At 43.4% G+C, this 18,008-nt stretch carries 17 protein-coding genes; 4 read left to right on the top strand and 13 right to left on the bottom strand.

Going from position 1 to position 18,008, the window contains the following annotated elements; all coding sequences use genetic code 11:
• Positions 1–74: 74 nt before the first annotated feature.
• The gene (locus BUB28_RS13120; protein WP_072951998.1) at positions 75–686 is read left to right on the top strand and encodes a class I SAM-dependent methyltransferase; all 612 of its coding nucleotides are present in this window, start codon (positions 75–77) and stop codon (positions 684–686) included.
• 107 nt (positions 687–793) lie between these two features.
• Here the strand turns inward: BUB28_RS13120 and BUB28_RS13125 are convergent, their stop codons facing one another.
• From BUB28_RS13125 to BUB28_RS17295, 13 genes are all read right to left on the bottom strand, one after another.
• Positions 794–2,179 (bottom strand): FMN-binding protein, encoded by a 1,386-nt coding sequence (locus BUB28_RS13125; RefSeq protein ID WP_072951999.1) that lies wholly within the window; start codon positions 2,177–2,179, stop codon positions 794–796.
• A gap of 78 nt (positions 2,180–2,257) precedes the next feature.
• The gene (locus BUB28_RS13130) at positions 2,258–3,763 is read right to left on the bottom strand and encodes a hemoblobin-interacting domain-containing protein (protein WP_072952000.1); all 1,506 of its coding nucleotides are present in this window, start codon (positions 3,761–3,763) and stop codon (positions 2,258–2,260) included.
• 12 nt (positions 3,764–3,775) lie between these two features.
• Positions 3,776–4,180 carry a flavodoxin gene (locus BUB28_RS13135; protein ID WP_072952001.1) on the bottom strand — a complete coding sequence of 135 codons (405 nt, stop codon included), beginning with the start codon at positions 4,178–4,180 and terminating at the stop codon, positions 3,776–3,778.
• A complete protein-coding gene (locus tag BUB28_RS13140) occupies positions 4,177–4,755 on the bottom strand; it encodes a DUF3793 family protein (RefSeq protein ID WP_072952002.1) in 579 nt (192 codons plus the stop codon). The genes BUB28_RS13135 and BUB28_RS13140 overlap by 4 nt, the downstream gene beginning before the upstream one ends.
• Entirely contained in the window at positions 4,742–5,041 is a 300-nt protein-coding gene (locus BUB28_RS13145) for a DUF2325 domain-containing protein (RefSeq protein WP_072952003.1), read from the bottom strand. The genes BUB28_RS13140 and BUB28_RS13145 overlap by 14 nt, the downstream gene beginning before the upstream one ends.
• 90 nt (positions 5,042–5,131) lie before the next feature.
• Entirely contained in the window at positions 5,132–5,299 is a 168-nt protein-coding gene (locus BUB28_RS13150) for a FeoB-associated Cys-rich membrane protein (RefSeq protein WP_072952004.1), read from the bottom strand.
• 19 nt (positions 5,300–5,318) lie between these two features.
• Positions 5,319–7,730 carry a ferrous iron transport protein B gene (gene feoB, locus BUB28_RS13155; RefSeq protein WP_072952005.1) on the bottom strand — a complete coding sequence of 804 codons (2,412 nt, stop codon included), beginning with the start codon at positions 7,728–7,730 and terminating at the stop codon, positions 5,319–5,321.
• 74 nt (positions 7,731–7,804) lie between these two features.
• Positions 7,805–8,026 carry a FeoA family protein gene (locus tag BUB28_RS13160; RefSeq protein ID WP_028514680.1) on the bottom strand — a complete coding sequence of 74 codons (222 nt, stop codon included), beginning with the start codon at positions 8,024–8,026 and terminating at the stop codon, positions 7,805–7,807.
• A 13-nt stretch (positions 8,027–8,039) separates the two neighbouring features.
• Positions 8,040–8,252, bottom strand: coding sequence for a FeoA family protein (locus BUB28_RS13165; RefSeq protein WP_028514679.1), 213 nt, complete (start codon positions 8,250–8,252; stop codon positions 8,040–8,042).
• 177 nt (positions 8,253–8,429) lie between these two features.
• Positions 8,430–9,212: a ZIP family metal transporter gene (locus BUB28_RS13170; protein WP_072952006.1), complete on the bottom strand. Its 783-nt coding sequence runs from the start codon at positions 9,210–9,212 to the stop codon at positions 8,430–8,432.
• A gap of 24 nt (positions 9,213–9,236) precedes the next feature.
• Positions 9,237–10,034 carry a class I SAM-dependent methyltransferase gene (locus BUB28_RS13175; protein WP_072952007.1) on the bottom strand — a complete coding sequence of 266 codons (798 nt, stop codon included), beginning with the start codon at positions 10,032–10,034 and terminating at the stop codon, positions 9,237–9,239.
• Between the two features lie 77 nt (positions 10,035–10,111).
• A complete protein-coding gene (locus BUB28_RS13180; RefSeq protein ID WP_072952008.1) occupies positions 10,112–10,528 on the bottom strand; it encodes a metal-dependent transcriptional regulator in 417 nt (138 codons plus the stop codon).
• 99 nt (positions 10,529–10,627) lie between these two features.
• Positions 10,628–10,861 (bottom strand): hypothetical protein, encoded by a 234-nt coding sequence (locus BUB28_RS17295; RefSeq protein ID WP_207647109.1) that lies wholly within the window; start codon positions 10,859–10,861, stop codon positions 10,628–10,630.
• 206 nt (positions 10,862–11,067) lie between these two features.
• Here BUB28_RS17295 and BUB28_RS13190 point away from each other — a divergent pair, with 206 nt between their 5' ends.
• The 3 genes from BUB28_RS13190 to BUB28_RS13200 form a co-directional block, all read left to right on the top strand.
• Positions 11,068–16,035, top strand: a complete 4,968-nt coding sequence (locus BUB28_RS13190; protein WP_175547857.1) for a S8 family serine peptidase — start codon at positions 11,068–11,070, stop codon at positions 16,033–16,035.
• Positions 16,035–16,565, top strand: coding sequence for a class D sortase (locus BUB28_RS13195; RefSeq protein ID WP_072952011.1), 531 nt, complete (start codon positions 16,035–16,037; stop codon positions 16,563–16,565). The genes BUB28_RS13190 and BUB28_RS13195 overlap by 1 nt, the downstream gene beginning before the upstream one ends.
• A gap of 713 nt (positions 16,566–17,278) precedes the next feature.
• The coding region (locus tag BUB28_RS13200) for a pyruvate formate lyase family protein (RefSeq protein ID WP_278291266.1) at positions 17,279–18,008 on the top strand (730 nt) is incomplete at its 3' end.

An 18,008-nucleotide genomic window follows, 5' to 3' on the forward strand; every position in this document is an offset into this window, starting at 1 on the left:
TATGGTATCATATGAATAGTTGTTCATGTATTCATTTAATATACAAGAAAAAATATCTATAGGAGGCTGATGTCATGGGCAAAAAATTATTCTGGGATAGAGTCTCACCCATATATGACCTTTTTGAGACAATTTACAACAGAAAGGTTTTCACAGGAACAGGATCAAAGGTCGCCGAGCTGATAGACTCTTCCGATAATGTGCTCGAATGTGCCTGCGGAACAGGTGCTATAAGCATTTATATCGCACAGAAATGCCGAAAACTGGTTGCAACTGATTATGCTGTCGGAATGTTGAAGCAGGCATCAAAAAAGTGCCGTATGTACTCAAATGCTTCATTCAAAAGAGCAGATATTACAAATTTGAAGTGCAAAGATGAAATCTTCGATAAAGCAGTAGCGGGAAATGTCATTCACCTGCTCCACGAACCTGATAAGGCTTTGCATGAACTTGAACGTGTTGTAAAGCACGGCGGTAAAATTATAATCCCGACTTACATTAATATGTCAAGAAAAACAGGAAAAGTGGCAGTCAAGCTTATAAAATTGCTTGGAGCAAACTTCAGAATGCAATTTGATCTGGACTCCTATAAAAAATTTTTTGCAGATATGGGCTATAAAAACGTGGAATACCATGTTGTGAACGGACGTATGCCATGTGCAATAGCTGTTATCGTGAAGGAATGAGAAACATATCTGCTTAGGCGCTGTTATACGAAAAAAATGCTGCGACATCACCATGAATCGTCGCAGCATTTTATTTTGTACAAAGCCGTTTGATCTTTGAGTTTTGTTTAGTTCAACGCCTGTTCAAGAGCCATTCTCGCAGCGTCGATAATACCGTTTGAACTGTAGGTCGCACCCGAGCAGGCATCAATTCCATCTGCACTGCACTTTGCGGCGATCTGTGGGATAACCGTATTCATCGCATCGCTGAAGTACTCGGGATCATCGTCGTCAGCACTTGCAGAAAAGCTTGTTATTCTGTCATTTTCAATGCTGAGCTTTACGTGTATCTTTCCTGCATAGCCCTCAGCATCTGCTTCGTATTCGCCGTTTTTGTACTTGTACGAAGGCTGCGGCTCGGTTGCAGGAGTTTCCTCGTGCTGCTCCTGTGCAGGTACGTCGTTGTTTGACTGCTCCTCATGTTTTTCCTCTTGCTTTTCTTCGCCTTCGGAAGATGCCTTTTCGTCCGTTTTCTTTTCGTCTTTTTTCTTATCGTCAGTTTTCTTATCTGTTTCAGTTGAAGATGTTGTCGTTTTTGAAGCTTTATCTGTAACCGCAGCAGTTTCCGTACTCTTTTTATCGTCCTTTGCAGTAGTTACGGCAGTCTCAGTGACCGATGAAGTTTCGGGAGCAAATGTAAAGGTCGCAGTATTCCCGTCGGTAACTGCATTTGACTTTGATGGAGCTGTATCGGAATTATATGAAAGTGCTCCCAGAAGAGCTACGGGCAAAGCAAATACACAGGCAGAAACTGCATTCGGCACAAGCTTCTTTTCAGGCTTTTTATTGATGACATAGTACTTTCTGATACGCATGACCGCATAACCTATGAAAACCGCACTGTACGCAATGACACTGAGGAAATATCCCTCCCTGCCCTTCTGAGCCTTCGGCATGAACAATACAAGGATATGGATATAGATGCAGGCATAGAATATGTATGCAAAACGCTGTATCTTCTTCCATGTTTTGGCATTCATCTTCTTTCGTATCTTCTTGAAGGACATCACTGTCAGCGGTGTCATTATCAGTACCATTGCAAGACATACGATACTTGTTGTCACAAAATCCGAGCCTGTTCTGCCATTGATGAGATTTTTTATGTACTGCACGCCGTATGTGATAATGTGCGAGAACGTGAGTATTGCCGCAGTTATTGAAAGTTCTCCTCTTATGGGCATCAGCTTCTTAATTGGAGCTGAGCCGTTGGGAAGAGCTCCTGCCCACATGACAATTGCCCAGAACGCAGTACCGAGAGCTCCGCGTGAGAAAATCCCGAGAACATTATCGCGTACAAAACGGCTGGATATGTCAATATCAGACTGAGTAATAACTACAGAAGCTACAGTCAGCACTGCTGCCGAAATATAGAAAGCCGCAGGACATTTTTTCAGCGGCTTGTCAAGACAAAAAGCGATAAGGATCGCTATAAGAAGAGCGGTCAAAAATAACATAAGATCTACCTCTTTACAGTATTTGACCTCCGCAGCCTAAGCCGCAGAGGTCATATTTTAGAATGGAAATAACAATGATCAGTCTTTCTTCTTTCTGAGTGTAAGTGCCGATACTCCTGCAAGTGCAAGGAAAGCTACAGGCAATGCTGCTCCGTTTACGCCTGTTTTCGGGCTGTCTGTCTTTGCAGCTGTTGTACTTTTAGCTGTTGTAGATGCTGTCTTAGTTGTTGCCTTAGAACCTGTAGTTGTTGTGTTAGTTGTTGTAGTTGTAACAGCAGCCTGCTCGCCTATCTCGAACTCATAATTTTTCTCATATCCTGTTGCTTCAACAATAAGCTTATACTTGCCAGAGCCGTCGAATACATTTTCCTCCCCCGACTTAGCGTCAAGCTTTACCTCGCCTGTCTGAGAATCAATGATAGTAGCTCCTCTTCTGCCTGCTGCGTATCTCTTATCACCAACTGTTACAGCTGAGATGTTCTTGAGATAGTTTGCAGCGTCTGTAAGTGAAGCTCCGTCAGCAGCAACAAGCTTGCCGTCGGAATACTTAACAGGGATAGAGTCTGTTGTAAGTGTGAAGCTGCCTCTTACAGATGAATACTTACCGTTCTCATCTGAAAGTGTAAGGGTGTAGTTACCGGGCTGAGCGTTGTTATAGCTTACAGTATTTCCTGATACGCCGAATCCGTCAGCTACTTCGCCCTTTGCCTTGTAATCGGAAGGAAGTGCAAAATTATCAAATGTTACACTGCCCTTGCCAGACTTGCCGTTCTCGACATTGATGCTGTCAGCAAATTTGATTGGAAGATAGCCATTCTGTCCTGAAAGTGTGCTGTAACCATTGAGAGTAATGAATGTTACGTCTGTGATAGTCTGTCCCTGTGAGGACTTGTAGTGCTCAGATGAGAGAACATTGCCGTGAGGCTCCTTCTCCTTTACGCCTGCGCCCCATGAGATAGCACCGTTGCGCCAGATATTTTCAAGAGCACGCATACCGTAGTCTGTGCCCTCTTTTGTCTTTACGATAACGCCGTAGATGTCGCAGTTTGTCGGGATACCCTTGACATTTATCTGATAGTCGCCCCAGCTTGAAAGGCTCGATACAGTCATTTCACCGCTGAGCTTTTCTTCTCCGTCGCTGTCAACCAGCTTGCCGAAGGAAGCCTTACCGTTCTCGACTGTTACAGGCTTGTATGCAACAGGCTTCTCGGAGAGCTCTGTGAAGTTCATCTTATCACTGAGCTTTTCAAGATCAGCCTTTGCGATCTCAACAGGATAAGTAACGCCGAGGATCTTACCGCCGCCGTTTTCTCCTTCTTCGTTAAAAGTACCTGCTGCAAGTCCGCCGTTCTGCCACTTGCCGTCATCGCCCATTTTTCCTGTAGCGTTGCCCTTCCACTTATTCTGAGTTGCGGAAGATACTGCGTCAACAGGAACGCTGTTATTCAGTTCTGAAGCGTAGAAATCAGCATATGGGATATTCATTGTGCCGTATACTTTATCGCCGTCAGCAGCGTTAGCTGTGAACGGAACTGCACCCAGAACACAAGCTGCAGCACATAAAACAGATGTAAACTTCTTCATTTTCGCGTCTCCTTATGCAAGCTGTGCAGCAAGCTCTTTAAGCTTTGCAAGGTCGTCATCTGAAGCAGCCTCGTTTACGATAAAGCCCTCGTCACCGATAAGCTCTGCACCTGCTGCCTTTGTACGATCGTACCAGTTACGCATCCATTCGCCGTCGCCCCAGCCGTATGAACCGAAAAGAAGTACCTTCTTGCCGCTGAGTGAACCCTCTATGCCTGCAAAGAACGGCTCAAATACTTCTTCTTCAAGTACCTCTGCTCCCATTGCAGGGCATCCGAAAGCGAAAGCATCATAGTCTGCTGCATTGCCGCTGAATTCTGATACCTCAAAAAGTTCTGCGTTTGCACCCTCGGCAGCTGCCTTAGCCATAGCCTCGGTATTGCCTGTGCCGCTCCAATAAATTACTGCTGTTTTCATATATTTTCCTCCTTGGAAATAGCCCGAAACAAATTCGGACAATGATTTAATCTATCGAACAGGATTTCCCTGCAGCGATCGTAAGTTTTGAATGTCTGCCGCGCTTTTTCGGCGTTTTCATAGACCTTCCAGTAGCCGCAAAGCAGACAGTTTTTGCCGCTGTTGTTTATAAAACCGCGAATATCTCCCACAGGATAGCCGAGAAATGCTCCTATCTCATGGGGGAAGCTGCCGCAGCTCATACGTGAAGCAAGTCTGAGAAGCTTTTCCTCGGTACTCATATCCGCAGGGTAGCCGTACTCTGAAAGCAGATCTCTGACCTGCGGCATACTGAGCCATGCACTCAGCATTTTCTCGTTGTAAATGTAAACGAGCGTGCGTGTTCTGCACTTGCATAACTGCCTTGCGCAAAGCCCGCTGTCAGACAGTTTAACTGCAAACTCGTGCAGATATTCCGCCATTGTATGCTCATTTCTGTCAAACGAGATAAGATTTGCACATTTAACTCCAAGTAATGTCGGAGCACTGTGAAAAGCCATTACATTATCAATGCTTCTGCGTTCAACTTCTGACATATTTTCGCCCCTTAATATCAGTAAGCAGCTGTTTCAGCGCACTTACGCTTGAGCTGTGAACGTGATCAACGGGTACGCCGTTTTTCTCGGAGCTTTTTTTAACAGCTCCTAACATTTTGTGGGAACAAGTCCCGGTGAAAACCACCATAAGATCAGGAGTACCAAGCTTGTTCTCGAAGTCCGCAGGCATTTGAGTGAAAACCTTAGACTTATGATTGAATGATTTGCAGATATCCTGATAACGTGTTGCCATGCGGTCATTACCGCCAACGATTACTATGCTCATAAATTCCTCCTTTTTATTAGCCTATGCTAACATTATGGTTTTTGTGTGGGGCGATGCAGTCATCGCCCCGATTTTTGTTTATGATATTTTTTATTTATGGCATTTTCCGTGCATTGCACAATGCTCACAGCCGCAGCCACAAGAACCCTTGCCCTGTTTTTTATCCTTTACCATTTTTACTATAACCAAAGTCACAATACAAATGAGTATCAGCGATATAATTATAGTACCAAGATTTGCAGATAGCCATGCGAGCATATTACCACTCCTTAATAGATCAAGCCTTTACCTTAACATTACCCTTGAACTTTGAAGCCTCATGATACTTCTTAACGAAGAGTAAGTAGCACATGAATACAAGTATCAGAGCTGATGCGATAACGCCGATCATATTTGCATCACCTGTAAAGAGCTTGCCGAACTGTGTTATCATAAGTGCGATAGCATAAGCAAAACCGCACTGATAAATAATAGCAAATGCTGTCCACTTTGCATTGTTCATCTCACGCTTGATAGCTCCGATAGCTGCAAAGCACGGAGCGCAGAGCAGATTGAACACAAGGAATGAGAAGCCTGTTACGCTGGTGAATACTGCGCCGATGTTCTCCCATACAGTGCCGTCTCCGCCGCCATAGAGAACACCCATTGTTCCGACGATATTCTCCTTTGCAACAAGACCTGTGATTGAAGCAACGGCTGCCTGCCAGTTGCCCCAGCCGAGAGGCGAGAAGATCCATGCGATAAGTCCGCCGAAGCCTGCAAGGAGAGAGCTGTCAAGCTGATCCTCCTCAAGCATTCCAAAGCTGCCGTCAACTGTTCCGAAACGCGACAGGAACCAGATAACGATAGTAGAAAGAAGTATGATAGAACCAGCCTTCTTGATGAACGACCAGCCGCGCTCCCACATTGAACGGAGAACGTTGCTCATGGTCGGCATATGGTATGCAGGAAGCTCCATAACGAATGGAGCAGGCTCGCCAGAGAACATTGCTGTCTTTTTAAGCATGATACCCGAAACGATGATAGCTGCCATACCGATGAAGTATGCTGATACAGAAATGATAGGCGAACCGCCGAAGATAGCGCCTGCGATCATTGCAATGAACGGAACCTTAGCTCCGCATGGAATGAAAGTAGTCGTCATGATAGTCATACGTCTGTCGCGCTCGTTCTCGATAGTTCTTGAAGCCATGATACCGGGAACGCCGCAGCCTACGCCAACAAGCATAGGAATGAAGGACTTGCCCGAGAGACCGAACTTACGGAACACACGGTCAAGTACGAATGCGATACGAGCCATATAGCCGCAGGCTTCGAGGAAAGCAAGCAGGAAGAACAGTACTAACATCTGCGGTACGAATCCGAGAACTGCACCTACACCCGCAACAATACCGTCAAGGATAAGACCTTTCAGCCAATCAGCGGCGTTAACCTTATCAAGACCTTTTTCAACAAGAGCAGGGATACTTGGAATGAATACACCGTAATCAGCAGGATCAGGCTCTTCGCCTATTCTCTCGACTGTTGCAAGAGCTTCGTTGTAATCCTCGATAGTAGCAGTCTCTTCTGTTGTTTCGAGTGTTTCCTCATCCTCAACAGAATAAGTGAACTCGCCCTCGGGAGCACTGCCGTTTTCCTCGACATATGCGTCGTAGGCATCAATTATTTCCTGTGCGCCTGCGTATTCATCAGCAATTTCAGAATACTTTGATGAGCCGATACCGAACAAATGGAATCCCTCGTCAAAGAGGTTGTCGTTTGTCCAGTCAGTAGCCCATGCGCCGGGTCCCTTCATTGCGATGAGATAAACAAGTGTCATAATTACCGCAAAGATAGGAAGTCCAAGCCAGCGGTTCGTAACGACCTTATCGATCTTGTCGGAAACCGTAAGACTGCCTGCGTTTTTCTTCCTGTAGCAAGCCTTTATGACATCAGCTATGTAGACATAACGCTCATCGGTTATGATACTTTCAGCGTCGTCGTCCAGTTCTTCCTCCGCAGCAACTATATCACTTTCGATGTGCTTCTGAATACTTTCAGAGATATTGAGCTTTTCAAGCACCTTTTCATCGCGCTCGAAAACCTTGATAGCGTACCATCTCTGCTGCTCCTCAGGCATATCGTGGAGTACAGCCTCCTCGATATGTGCGATAGCGTGCTCTACAGGACCGCTGAACGCGTGCTGAGGAATGGTTTTTTCATTCTTTGCAGCAGCTATAGCAGCCTCCGCCGCTTCTTCAACACCTGTGCCTTTAAGAGCGGATATTTCAACTATTTTGCAGCCAAGCTGCTTGGAAAGCTCGTCTATCTTGATCTTGTCGCCGTTTTTATTAACGACGTCCATCATGTTTATCGCACAGACAACAGGTATTCCAAGCTCTACAAGCTGTGTTGTAAGGTAAAGGTTTCGTTCGAGATTTGTGCCGTCGATGATATTGAGTATAGCGTCAGGTCTTGTTTCGATAAGATAGTTTCTTGCTACGACTTCTTCGAGAGTATAGGGCGATAATGAATATATACCCGGCAGGTCGGTGATGATAACATCACTGTGCTTTTTCAGCTTTCCCTCCTTCTTCTCAACAGTAACTCCGGGCCAGTTTCCGACAAACTGATTTGAACCCGTAAGTGCATTGAACAAGGTGGTCTTACCTGCATTTGGGTTTCCTGCAAGTGCTATTCGCAGTTCCATTTATATCTTCCTTTCAGGTTATTTAAAGCTAACATTTTGTCAAAAATTCAAGGACCTTACGTCCTGTTTATTGATTATTCGACTTCAATCAGTTCAGCGTCCGCCTTTCTCAGTGAAAGCTCGTAGCCGCGGACTTTTATCTCAATGGGATCGCCGAGAGGAGCCACCTTGCGCACGAATACTTCAGTGCCCTTTGTAAGCCCCATGTCCATAATACGGCGCTTTATCGCTCCCTCTCCGTGGAGCTTCTTCACTTTCGCCGTAGAACCCACTGCCGTTTCTCTAAGCGTTTTCATTTTCTCCCCCCTATCAAACCATTATTCTGCGAGCCATATCCGCACCGATAGCGATACGTGACTCCTTGACCTTAACAATAACATTTTCACCCAGCACGTTTATAAGCGTAACTGTTCCGCCTACGGTAAATCCGAGGTTTTCAAGATGCTGACGTATAGCAGGAGTTCCTCCAAGCTTCTTGATAGTCAGCTCCTTTTCAGGCTCAGCCAAACTAAGCGGCATCATTACAACACTTCCATTCTTTGAAATTGTTAGTGATATATAACATTGAAATAATATCACCTTAGATATGATTTGTCAATATTTTCAAAAGCTACATATATAAAGTTTGTATACAATAACAAAATGTAAGTGTTATCTAACGATTTTTTTGTCGTTTAATAAAGTATTCTTTACCATCAACTACCCAAGTGCAACGTCCAGTGACATCATAAGCGTAAAACCCACAGAAAACATAACCACGCCTATATTTGAATGTTCTCCCTCCGACATTTCGGGAATGAGCTCCTCAACGACCACATATATCATCGCTCCTGCGGCAAAACTGAGCAGATACGGCATGACAGGCAGAAGATGACTTGCAAATAATATAGTCAGAAGCGCTCCTACAGGTTCAACAGTTCCCGACAAAACACCTCCCGCAAAGGCTTTTCCTTTGCTTTTGCCTTCAACATGAAGGGGCATAGAGATTATAGCTCCCTCAGGAAAATTCTGTATCGCAATGCCAAGAGCAAGCGCTAAAGCTCCGCCCGCTGTCATATTCGCAGAGCCTGTTACAAAGCCTGCATAAACTATGCCCACAGCCATTCCTTCGGGGATATTATGCAGAGTCACCGCAAGTATCATCATGGTCGTTTTTGCAAGTCTGCTTTCAGGTCCCTCTGCTTTTTCCGAATTCATATGCAGATGAGGTATAACACTGTCAAGCAGCAGAAGGAACAGGATACCGAACCAAAAACCAACTGCCGAAGGAAGGAACGCCAGTCTTCCCATGCTGTCCGCCATATTCATTGCAGGAATTATAAGGCTCCATATCGAAGCGGCAGTCATTACACCTGCGGCAAATCCTGTCAATGATCGCTGAACTCCTCTGCTCAAAGCACGCTTCATAAAGAATACGCAGCCCGAACCTGCCGCCGTACCGAGGAAAGGCAGCAGCAAGCCGCTGATAGCTTCCTTTTGCATGATGCAACGCCCTTCCGATATTATTTACCAGACGAACGTTGCCCAGCGGTCATTCATTTTAGACAGCAGCAGTGCAAAAAGCTTTCCGCGGATACTGTATTTTTTCATTTCTTCGTTAAAGCTGTGTTCTTCCACAAGCTTTATTCCGTCTGTAAGTTCTGCGATCTCCTGTCCGGAATCAGTTCCCGAAAGGAAGTGTGCATTAGTATTTTTTACTGTATCGTGATGTTTTTCACTCTTCTGCATCATCTTGCAGTTCTGTTCTGCGATAAGTGTACCGCCGCCGGGGAAATTGTTTTTCAGTATCTCCAGAAAAGTGCGTATCTGATCCAGCGTCAGGTACATAAACAGTCCCTCAGCGATGAAAACCGGTTTTGCTCTCCTTCCTTCAAGAGCCTCTTTCACCTGTCCGCACCAATCATCTTCAAGCGCGTTTCCGGCTATCATAGTCACACGATCCTTCTGCGGGAAAGCCTTTCTTCTTGCGGCAATAGAATCAGGAAGATCAAGATCAAACCACAGTATTTTGCCGTTATCTACTCTTTCAAATCGGTTGTCAAAGCCTGCACCTACATTTACTATCACTGTATCGGGAGCATTCTGGATTATCCCTTTCAGCTGACGGTCAAGCATTATTGTTCGTGCAATAACGCCTTCATGCGACATGAATTTGTCGTAGGGTTTTGTGTTGATTTTTAGTGCTTTTATTATTTCAACTGCCTTTTTATCCTTGATGCGGGCATTTTTTCTCATTGTCTCGTTTGCTTTGACTGCCAGCGGGATAAGTGCAGTAGTCTGCACATCGCCTAATCTTAATTCCATGATCATTACTCCTTTATTAATTATTCAATGCCTTTCAGCATAGATAAGCCAATTTGTTAGTATTTACAAACTTATTATCAAAAAAATAGATCCGTTAAACCATTATTCTCTTGTGATGCGATCTCAGGGTGCTTTTTAAAGAAAAAATTCAAAAGTGCTTTATACGACTCATCGCACATACTATGCTCCATTTTACACGCATCGATCCTGGCATTTTCTTCTCCAACGCCCAGATATCTGAGCATTATAAGGAAAAAATAATATCTGCCCTTTATTTTTTTTGCCAGCTCCATTCCTTTTCTTGTCAAAATTATATGAGAGTTATTTATACACTCAATATATCCATCTTTTTCGAGTTCGTGTACAGCAACACTTACTGTAGGTTTGGAAACACCAAGTTCCTCAACAATGTCAACACCTCTTGCACTACCGCATGATTCCTGGATTTTCAAGATCGTTTTCAGATAATTTTCCGTTTTTTCTTTTCCAATCATTCATGCCACTCCTTTTTACAATATAATTAAGATAGCTCCAAAATGTTAGATTATGATAACTAATATTCATTTGAATTATATCACACAAAAAATAGTTTGTCAATACGCAGCAAAAAAACTTTCTGCTCCGCGATAATTGTTTTTTGCAAAGACTGGTTGCAACTGAAATAAAAAAATGAAGCATATATAAGCTGATAAAATCGACTGTAAAATAACTTTTATCACAAGAAAGCCTTTTATCTGCAATTGAACAAAAGCTGCAAATGCCAATATACAGGCAATTTCAGCTTGCAAAAAAATTTTCTCATGCCATTCGGCTTCAAAAAATTTCACTTACGTCAAAATGCACAACAATCTCACTCATATATATGCAATATGACAAAACTGTCTTTTTCATGATATTATTTTGCACAATAATTGATGTGCCATGTGTGATGAATACAGAGGCATATATCCTCACGAAAATAATGAAGGATCAAAAAAATGTACATTTTCAGCGCGTATTACCGAATGATAATTCAGAAAGGATCGATGAAAAAATGAAGAACTTTACACGTCATTTGCTCAGCATGACTGCTGCTGCGGTGATCGGAGGCGCTACAGTTCTGAACTGCGGACTTCCTGCTGCATTGGCAGCCGAATATGAAGCTGCGGCAACAGGAAAGCTTGTTCCTGTCATAATCAGTCTCAGCGGAGATGCAGTGCTTGTCGGAGAAGAAGCAGCAAAACTGGGAACGGATTATCTTGATACGCCCGAAGCAGAAGAAAAAGCGTTATCACTCAATAAGATAAGCAGCGAAGCAGAAGCCTACCTCCGAAATCTCTATCCTGATCTCGAGATCGGCTACCGCTATAATGTCCTCATGAACGGTTTTTCCTGCGAGTTGCCGGAGGGACTTCTTGACGAAGCAAGCTCCTGCCGTTGGATTGAAAAGATAACAAAGTCAGAAACTGTAAATGTCGTTAAACCCGAGCTCTACACAGCAGCCGATCTCAGTGATCTCAGCTATTTCGGCGAGACAACAGGTTATTTCGGTGAGGGCGAGGTCATTGCAGTTCTGGATTCCGAATTTGATGTCACGCACGATATGTTTGCTCCTATTGACGATAAAGAGAACAAGCTGACAAAAGACGATATCATAGCCGTATCCGATGAGCTTAACGTTAAGATAGACCCGGATAAGGCATATATCAGCAGCAAGCTGCCGTATGTAATTGATTATTCCGATGATACTCCTTATGAGTACGCTGCTCCTGATAGCTATCATGGAACCCACGTTGCAGGCATTGCGGCAGGCAACACAGTAAGTGATGATGACGGCACAGAGCTCTCAGGTATTGCAAAGGACGCTCAGCTCGTAATGATGAAGGTGTTCAAGCAAGAACTCGTTGACGAAATGAGCGGAACATATATTAGTACTGCTGAATCTGACGCTATCCTTGCAGCTCTTGAAGATGCAGCAAAGCTCAAAGTAAATGTTGTCAATCTCAGTCTTGGAAGTATTGAACCTGATTTCAGCAAAGTTCCATACAAAGATACTATAACAGCACTCAATAATGCAGGTATCATAGTAGTTGCAGCAGCAGGCAATGACAGTAATAACCTTGTTGGTCAAGGTGAATACTTTGATATTGATACATCATCACCTGATACACATACTATCGGTGAACCGTCTGCCTTCAAAGAGTCGTTATGTGTCGCATCTGCGAATAACTCTTTCCGTCGTGATCCTTGTTTCCTCATCGAAGGTCTTGATGACGAAATCCCCTTCACTGAGGGTCAAAACTGTACTTTGAGCGACTATCTGAATGATGGCGTATATGAGTATGTATACTGCGGTATCGGTATGCCCGAGGATTTTGAGGGCAAAGATGTCGAAGGAAAGATCGCACTCATTGACAGAGGTACTTTAAGCTTCTGGGAAAAGGCATATGCCGCTGAACAGGCAGGAGCTATAGCAATGATCGTATGCGACAACCTCGAAGACAGCAGCCTCGTGACAATGGCTATGGAAACCGCGTCTATCCCCTCTGTGTTTATCTCAACGAATGACGGAGATAAGATGAAAAAAGCTGAATCAGGTAAGATTCGTTTAGACAGTACACTAAATATTACTACTCCGCTTGACGGAGGAATAAACGAATTCAGCTCCTTCGGTCCATCGGTAGACCTTACGCTCAAGCCTGATATCACAGGTATAGGCGGTTCGGTCACATCTGCTGCATATGATAATAAGCTGAAGCAGCTTGAAGGCACTTCTATGGCTTCCCCATATGTTGCAGGCTGTATCGCCGTATTCGATCAGTATCTCAGAAAAAACGGCTTGGAGCTCACGGGAGCTGAAAAAGCATCATTCATAAAAAATCTTATTATGAACTCTGCCGTACTTTTCTCAAAGGGAGATGTATATGAAAGTCCGCGCCGTCAGGGTGCAGGTCTTGTGAATATGAAAAACGCATTGAACGACAGAGTTATCCTAACAGGTGAGACCGGTCTTGCCAAAGTCGAACTGAAGGATAAGATCACAGATCAGCTCAGCTTTGATGTTGATATCAGCAATTTCACCGATCAGGACGTTGAATTCAAGGAGGCAAAGCTGGTACTGACAGCCGAGAACGGACGCAAGCTCGAGGACGATCCGTCAGAAAAGCTGTATATCTGCGATGCAAGCAATATCGGAGTAACGGCAGATCTCTCATCTCTGCTGAAAGCAAATGCACAGGAATCCCGTACAGTAACCATCAACGCAAAGATTTCGGCTGATGATATCAAAGCACGCAGCACGATCTTCCCAAACGGCTTCTTTATTGAGGGATATATCGTTCTCAGCGGTGCAGAAAACTGCTGCGACATTTCTATCCCTGTCATGGGCTTCTACGGAGACTGGGCAGAAGTACCGATCTTCCATAATGGCACAAAATACCTTGAGCCATACGAATTATCCACAATATCAGGCGAAGGCTCATTTAACAATAAAAGCTCATTTACAGGTAATCTTGAAGCTTTATCCCAGCTGCTCGAAAGGCTGCCTGCTGAGGAGGCAGAATTTATATTATCCGATCCATTCAACCTCCGTATGTATTTTGATGATGAATACAATGAAGCAATTGCCAAGTCTCCCAATGAAGTTGTATATCTCTCTCCCGACGCAGACGGAATGGGTGAACAGATCAATCTAACTTGTACATTACTGAGATCTGCACACCTTTCCTGCATAAAAATTTACGACAGTGATAACAAACTCATCAGCGAAACACCTGAAGATGAAATCACAATGCCTGCATATATGTTCGTAGTTAATGTATCGGAAGCAGAGATCAAGGATTATCCTGACGGAACATACAAGGGCACTATCGAAGCCTATGTATACTATGACGATGCCGATAAAAAGCCTCAAACCTATGAATTCCCTATCGTGATCGATAAAACAGCACCAACTCTTAATGTCAAGTCAAAAGAAGAAAACGGCAGAAAGCTGCTCGAGATCACTTCTACCGACAAAAATCTTGACGGTATTTATATCATGGGCAAGGGCAACGGTGGAATAGCAGGAGAATATTCGGAAAAAAGTCCAAAGCTTGCAGAAATGAAAGATCTCAATTATATTGTGAACTCTATTTATATGCCGTTTTATGGTTACAGTAATCCAATAAAGTCTGACTCTCTCATTATCAATGCTATAATGGGAACAACAGACGCATATGAGCAGAATATCCTTAATTCATATGACTTCTCCGATATCCTTCCTGCATACAGATATCAGAGTGAAGACGGAAGCTTCTCTGTTACATATGATATTACAGACCTTGACGAGTATCTTGTAGCATCAATGGACAAGGCATACAATACTACAGAGATCATGTCGGAAGGTCGTGATACTTCGCATTTGAAAGCAGGATTATGGTGGGCAAAAAACGGCGGAGAAAATGACGTTTACTATAATATCTCGAAGAACCAGACAGGTAATATACATTACCAGAGCGGTGCCCCTGAGAAGAACCTTTCATTTAAGCAGAACGGCGATACTATTACCATGGAGATATATGATGAAACATCATCAGAAACTCGAACAGGAAAGATAACCTTTACAGATAAGCGAAACGCAGAGATCGTGTGGAATAACGGCGTTACCGAGAAGCTTTTCTGCGCAAATCCCGACGGATTTGACAACTTCTCTTACATCAACACACAGGAAATGAAAGCTATAGTAACTGCATACCACAATGCACACAACGACAACAAGGCTGTATCAGCCGAGGTAACATACGATGAAAACGGAATGGGTATCGTAAATCTGCTTGATAAAAACAAAAGCACGATCGCTAAGTATACAAACTTCGACAGGTTTGAAAATACAGCAGTTGCTCCCAATGGTAAGCCTGTTAAATTTGAATACATCAAAAATGGCGTATACCATGTATCACAGAATTCCGAACTCAGCACAAAGCATTATTATGTCATTTTCAAGGAAGACGGCAAAGCAGCCGTATACTCGGCAGAGGAAGGCTTGGAATGGGAATTCACAGCAGAATACGGCAACAATGTAATAACCTGCAACAAGGGCAAGGACGACGAAATGTCCGTAAATGTCACATACGATACCCTTACCTCTTTCTCGGTGAAGTCAGATGACGGAAACGAGTATCATCTTGAATATGATGCAAATTATAATGCCAATGATGTTAAGATCTATACAACATCTCAGATTGAAAAAATGGCAACAGACTACTACGAGCGTATATCAGGTGCCCGCCCTATGATTGTTTTTTCATCATTTACCATGGACAACAAATACATGATAGAATTCTCTAACGGACAGCTTATAACAGTTGATCCTATTGGTGGAAAATGCATTGAAAAGAATGGAAATGAAGTTGACATTACAGTTCTTCCCGATATAAAGGATCTCTTTACTTCCGGTCTCTGGAGCTGCAAAACCGCAGACGGTCTGAAATACTACAGCTCAGACGGCAATGGCAATATCACAGCTATCAATGCTGAGGACGGCTCTGAAGAGTCGATCAAGTATAACTGGGTCGGAACAAGTGCGGTAGAACTTACCTTTGATAATAAGACTGAAAAAGCCGACGCCACACCGATTTCCGATACCGAGATCACACTTGTAAGACCGAATGATCAGACTGATATCCTGACATACATAGGCGAAAAAACATTAGATAAAACTGTATTCTATACCGATAAAAAGCTTGCAGATATGGCAGCAGCCGACCACAGCAAAAAAATCGGCAAGAAAGTTAAGGTAACCGAAACAGTAAGCTCTGAGGACGGAACAGTTGCTATCAGATTTGATGACGGTTCAGAGTACAAAATAAACCGCTTCTCCGGTAAAGGCACCGATGAAAACGGCAAGGCTGTTGATCTCCCGCAGACAGGCAACAACGATATCAGCTCAGCCGCAGAAGCAGTCGGAGCAGTTATTCTCATTATTCTCGGCACAGCAGCAGTATTTGCTTCACGCAAATTCCGCAGAAAAGAAGACTGTTAATGAAAAAGGACAGCTGTTCAAAGTCTAACAAGGTATTGTTCTTTCTCGGCGTGGCAGCAATACTTATCGGAACAGTCACGCTTTCCTTCCTTGGCGGTAGAAAGCTGCTGCGCGACTATCGGCGTAATCAACTTATGAAAAACAATGTTGTCATAGAAATACCTGAGATTCGCATCAAGGCACCTGTTCTTGAAGGCACGAACAATGATGTTCTCTCAAAAGCAGCAGGACATTTTCCGGACACAGGTGCCCTCGGCAAAGGAAACTATTGTATCGCCGCACACAGCAGCACAATATACAAAGAATACTTCAATGCTCTGCGTGATGTTAAGATCGGCATGAAGGTAAAACTGTACGATGTAAGCAAAAATCTCTACACCTATTACGTAACAGATACATTTATCGTCGAACCAAACGAAACGTGGGTGCTTGATAACACAGAAGATGTGCGGGTCACTCTTGTGACCTGCACAGATGACGGAAAACAGCGAAGGATCGTAGTCGCAAAGCCTCAAAAAACAAACGTCTGAAAAATCCGATAGCATTAACAGAACACTATCAGAGTTTGAAAGCATTTTGTCACGACCTGTTATATATACCTGTGACTTTATCCCGAAAATTTTAAACCTCCGAAGTAGTGCGTAATAAAAGAAACACTGCTTCGGAGGTTTTTTATGGAAAGAAGAAAACAAGTACGCAGAGATTTGAGAAGCAATCTTCCGACAGCAGATAGTTCAAGTATTTTTCCTTAAAAGCACTCATTTTGTTTTATTTATCTAACAGCAATGCAATAAAAAGAAAGGTGGGTTATACTGTTCCTTACTGCATTTTGTGTCATTGTATATAATCACACTTTCACTTTATTGTCCTTGATTAAGATCAACATTTCTAATACCATACAGACATATTAAATGGCGTCATTTATTAATAATTTGCCATATCATAGTTCATATAAAATTCGCAATATTCCGTAAATTGAAAGATCATATCACTTTTGTAATTTTGTGTTTTTTACAGCAAATTACAGGCAGAATGATTATGCAACATTATAAAATCAGATCAAGACAGATATTATTTATTTTATAATATAAAAGATGAAATATAATCGGAATAATCAATATCAAATCGGGAAAGCTATAATAGAAAATGCATATTTGTTAACCATGGATAACAAATATTGACAAAACTTTGTCAATATGGTATTATATCATTGATAAAAAAATAACAAAGAGGCGATTTTATAATGTTTAACATATGGCCAAAGGAATGGGACGGCTTTACAGAAGGCCGCTGGAGCACCACTTCCGTAAACGTTCGAGACTTTATCAAGAAGAACTACACTCCTTACGATGGTGACGAGAGCTTCCTCGCACCACCTACAGAGGCAACGAAAAAGCTGTGGGAGCAGGTCATGGATCTTTCCAGACAGGAAAGAGAGGCTGGCGGTGTTCTTGATATGGACACCAAGATCGTTTCAACAATTACATCACATAAAGCAGGATATCTCAATAAAGACCTTGAAAAAATAGTGGGTATCCAGACGGACAAGCCCTTCAAGCGTTCATTGCAGCCCTTCGGCGGTATCCGTATGGCTCAGCAGGCTTGCAAGGAGTACGGCTACGAGGTAGACCCCGAGGTAGTTGAGATATTCACAAAGTACAGAAAGACCCACAATCAGGGCGTTTTTGATGCTTACACTCCCGAAATGCGTCTTGCTCGTCACTCTGCAATTCTCACAGGACTTCCTGACGCATACGGCAGAGGCCGAATCATCGGCGATTACCGCCGTGTAGCACTCTACGGCATCGACCTCCTTATCGAGGACAAAAAGCATCAGATAGAAACATCTCTCGTGAGAATGACTTCAAAGAATATCAGACTCCGCGAGGAGCTTGCTGAGCAGGTTCGCGCATTGCAGGAGCTCAAGGAGCTTGGCAACATCTACGGCTTCGATATCTCAAAGCCTGCCGCTA

This window comes from Ruminococcus flavefaciens (genome assembly GCF_900143025.1).
Classification (GTDB): Bacteria; Bacillota; Clostridia; order Oscillospirales; family Ruminococcaceae; genus Ruminococcus; species Ruminococcus flavefaciens_I.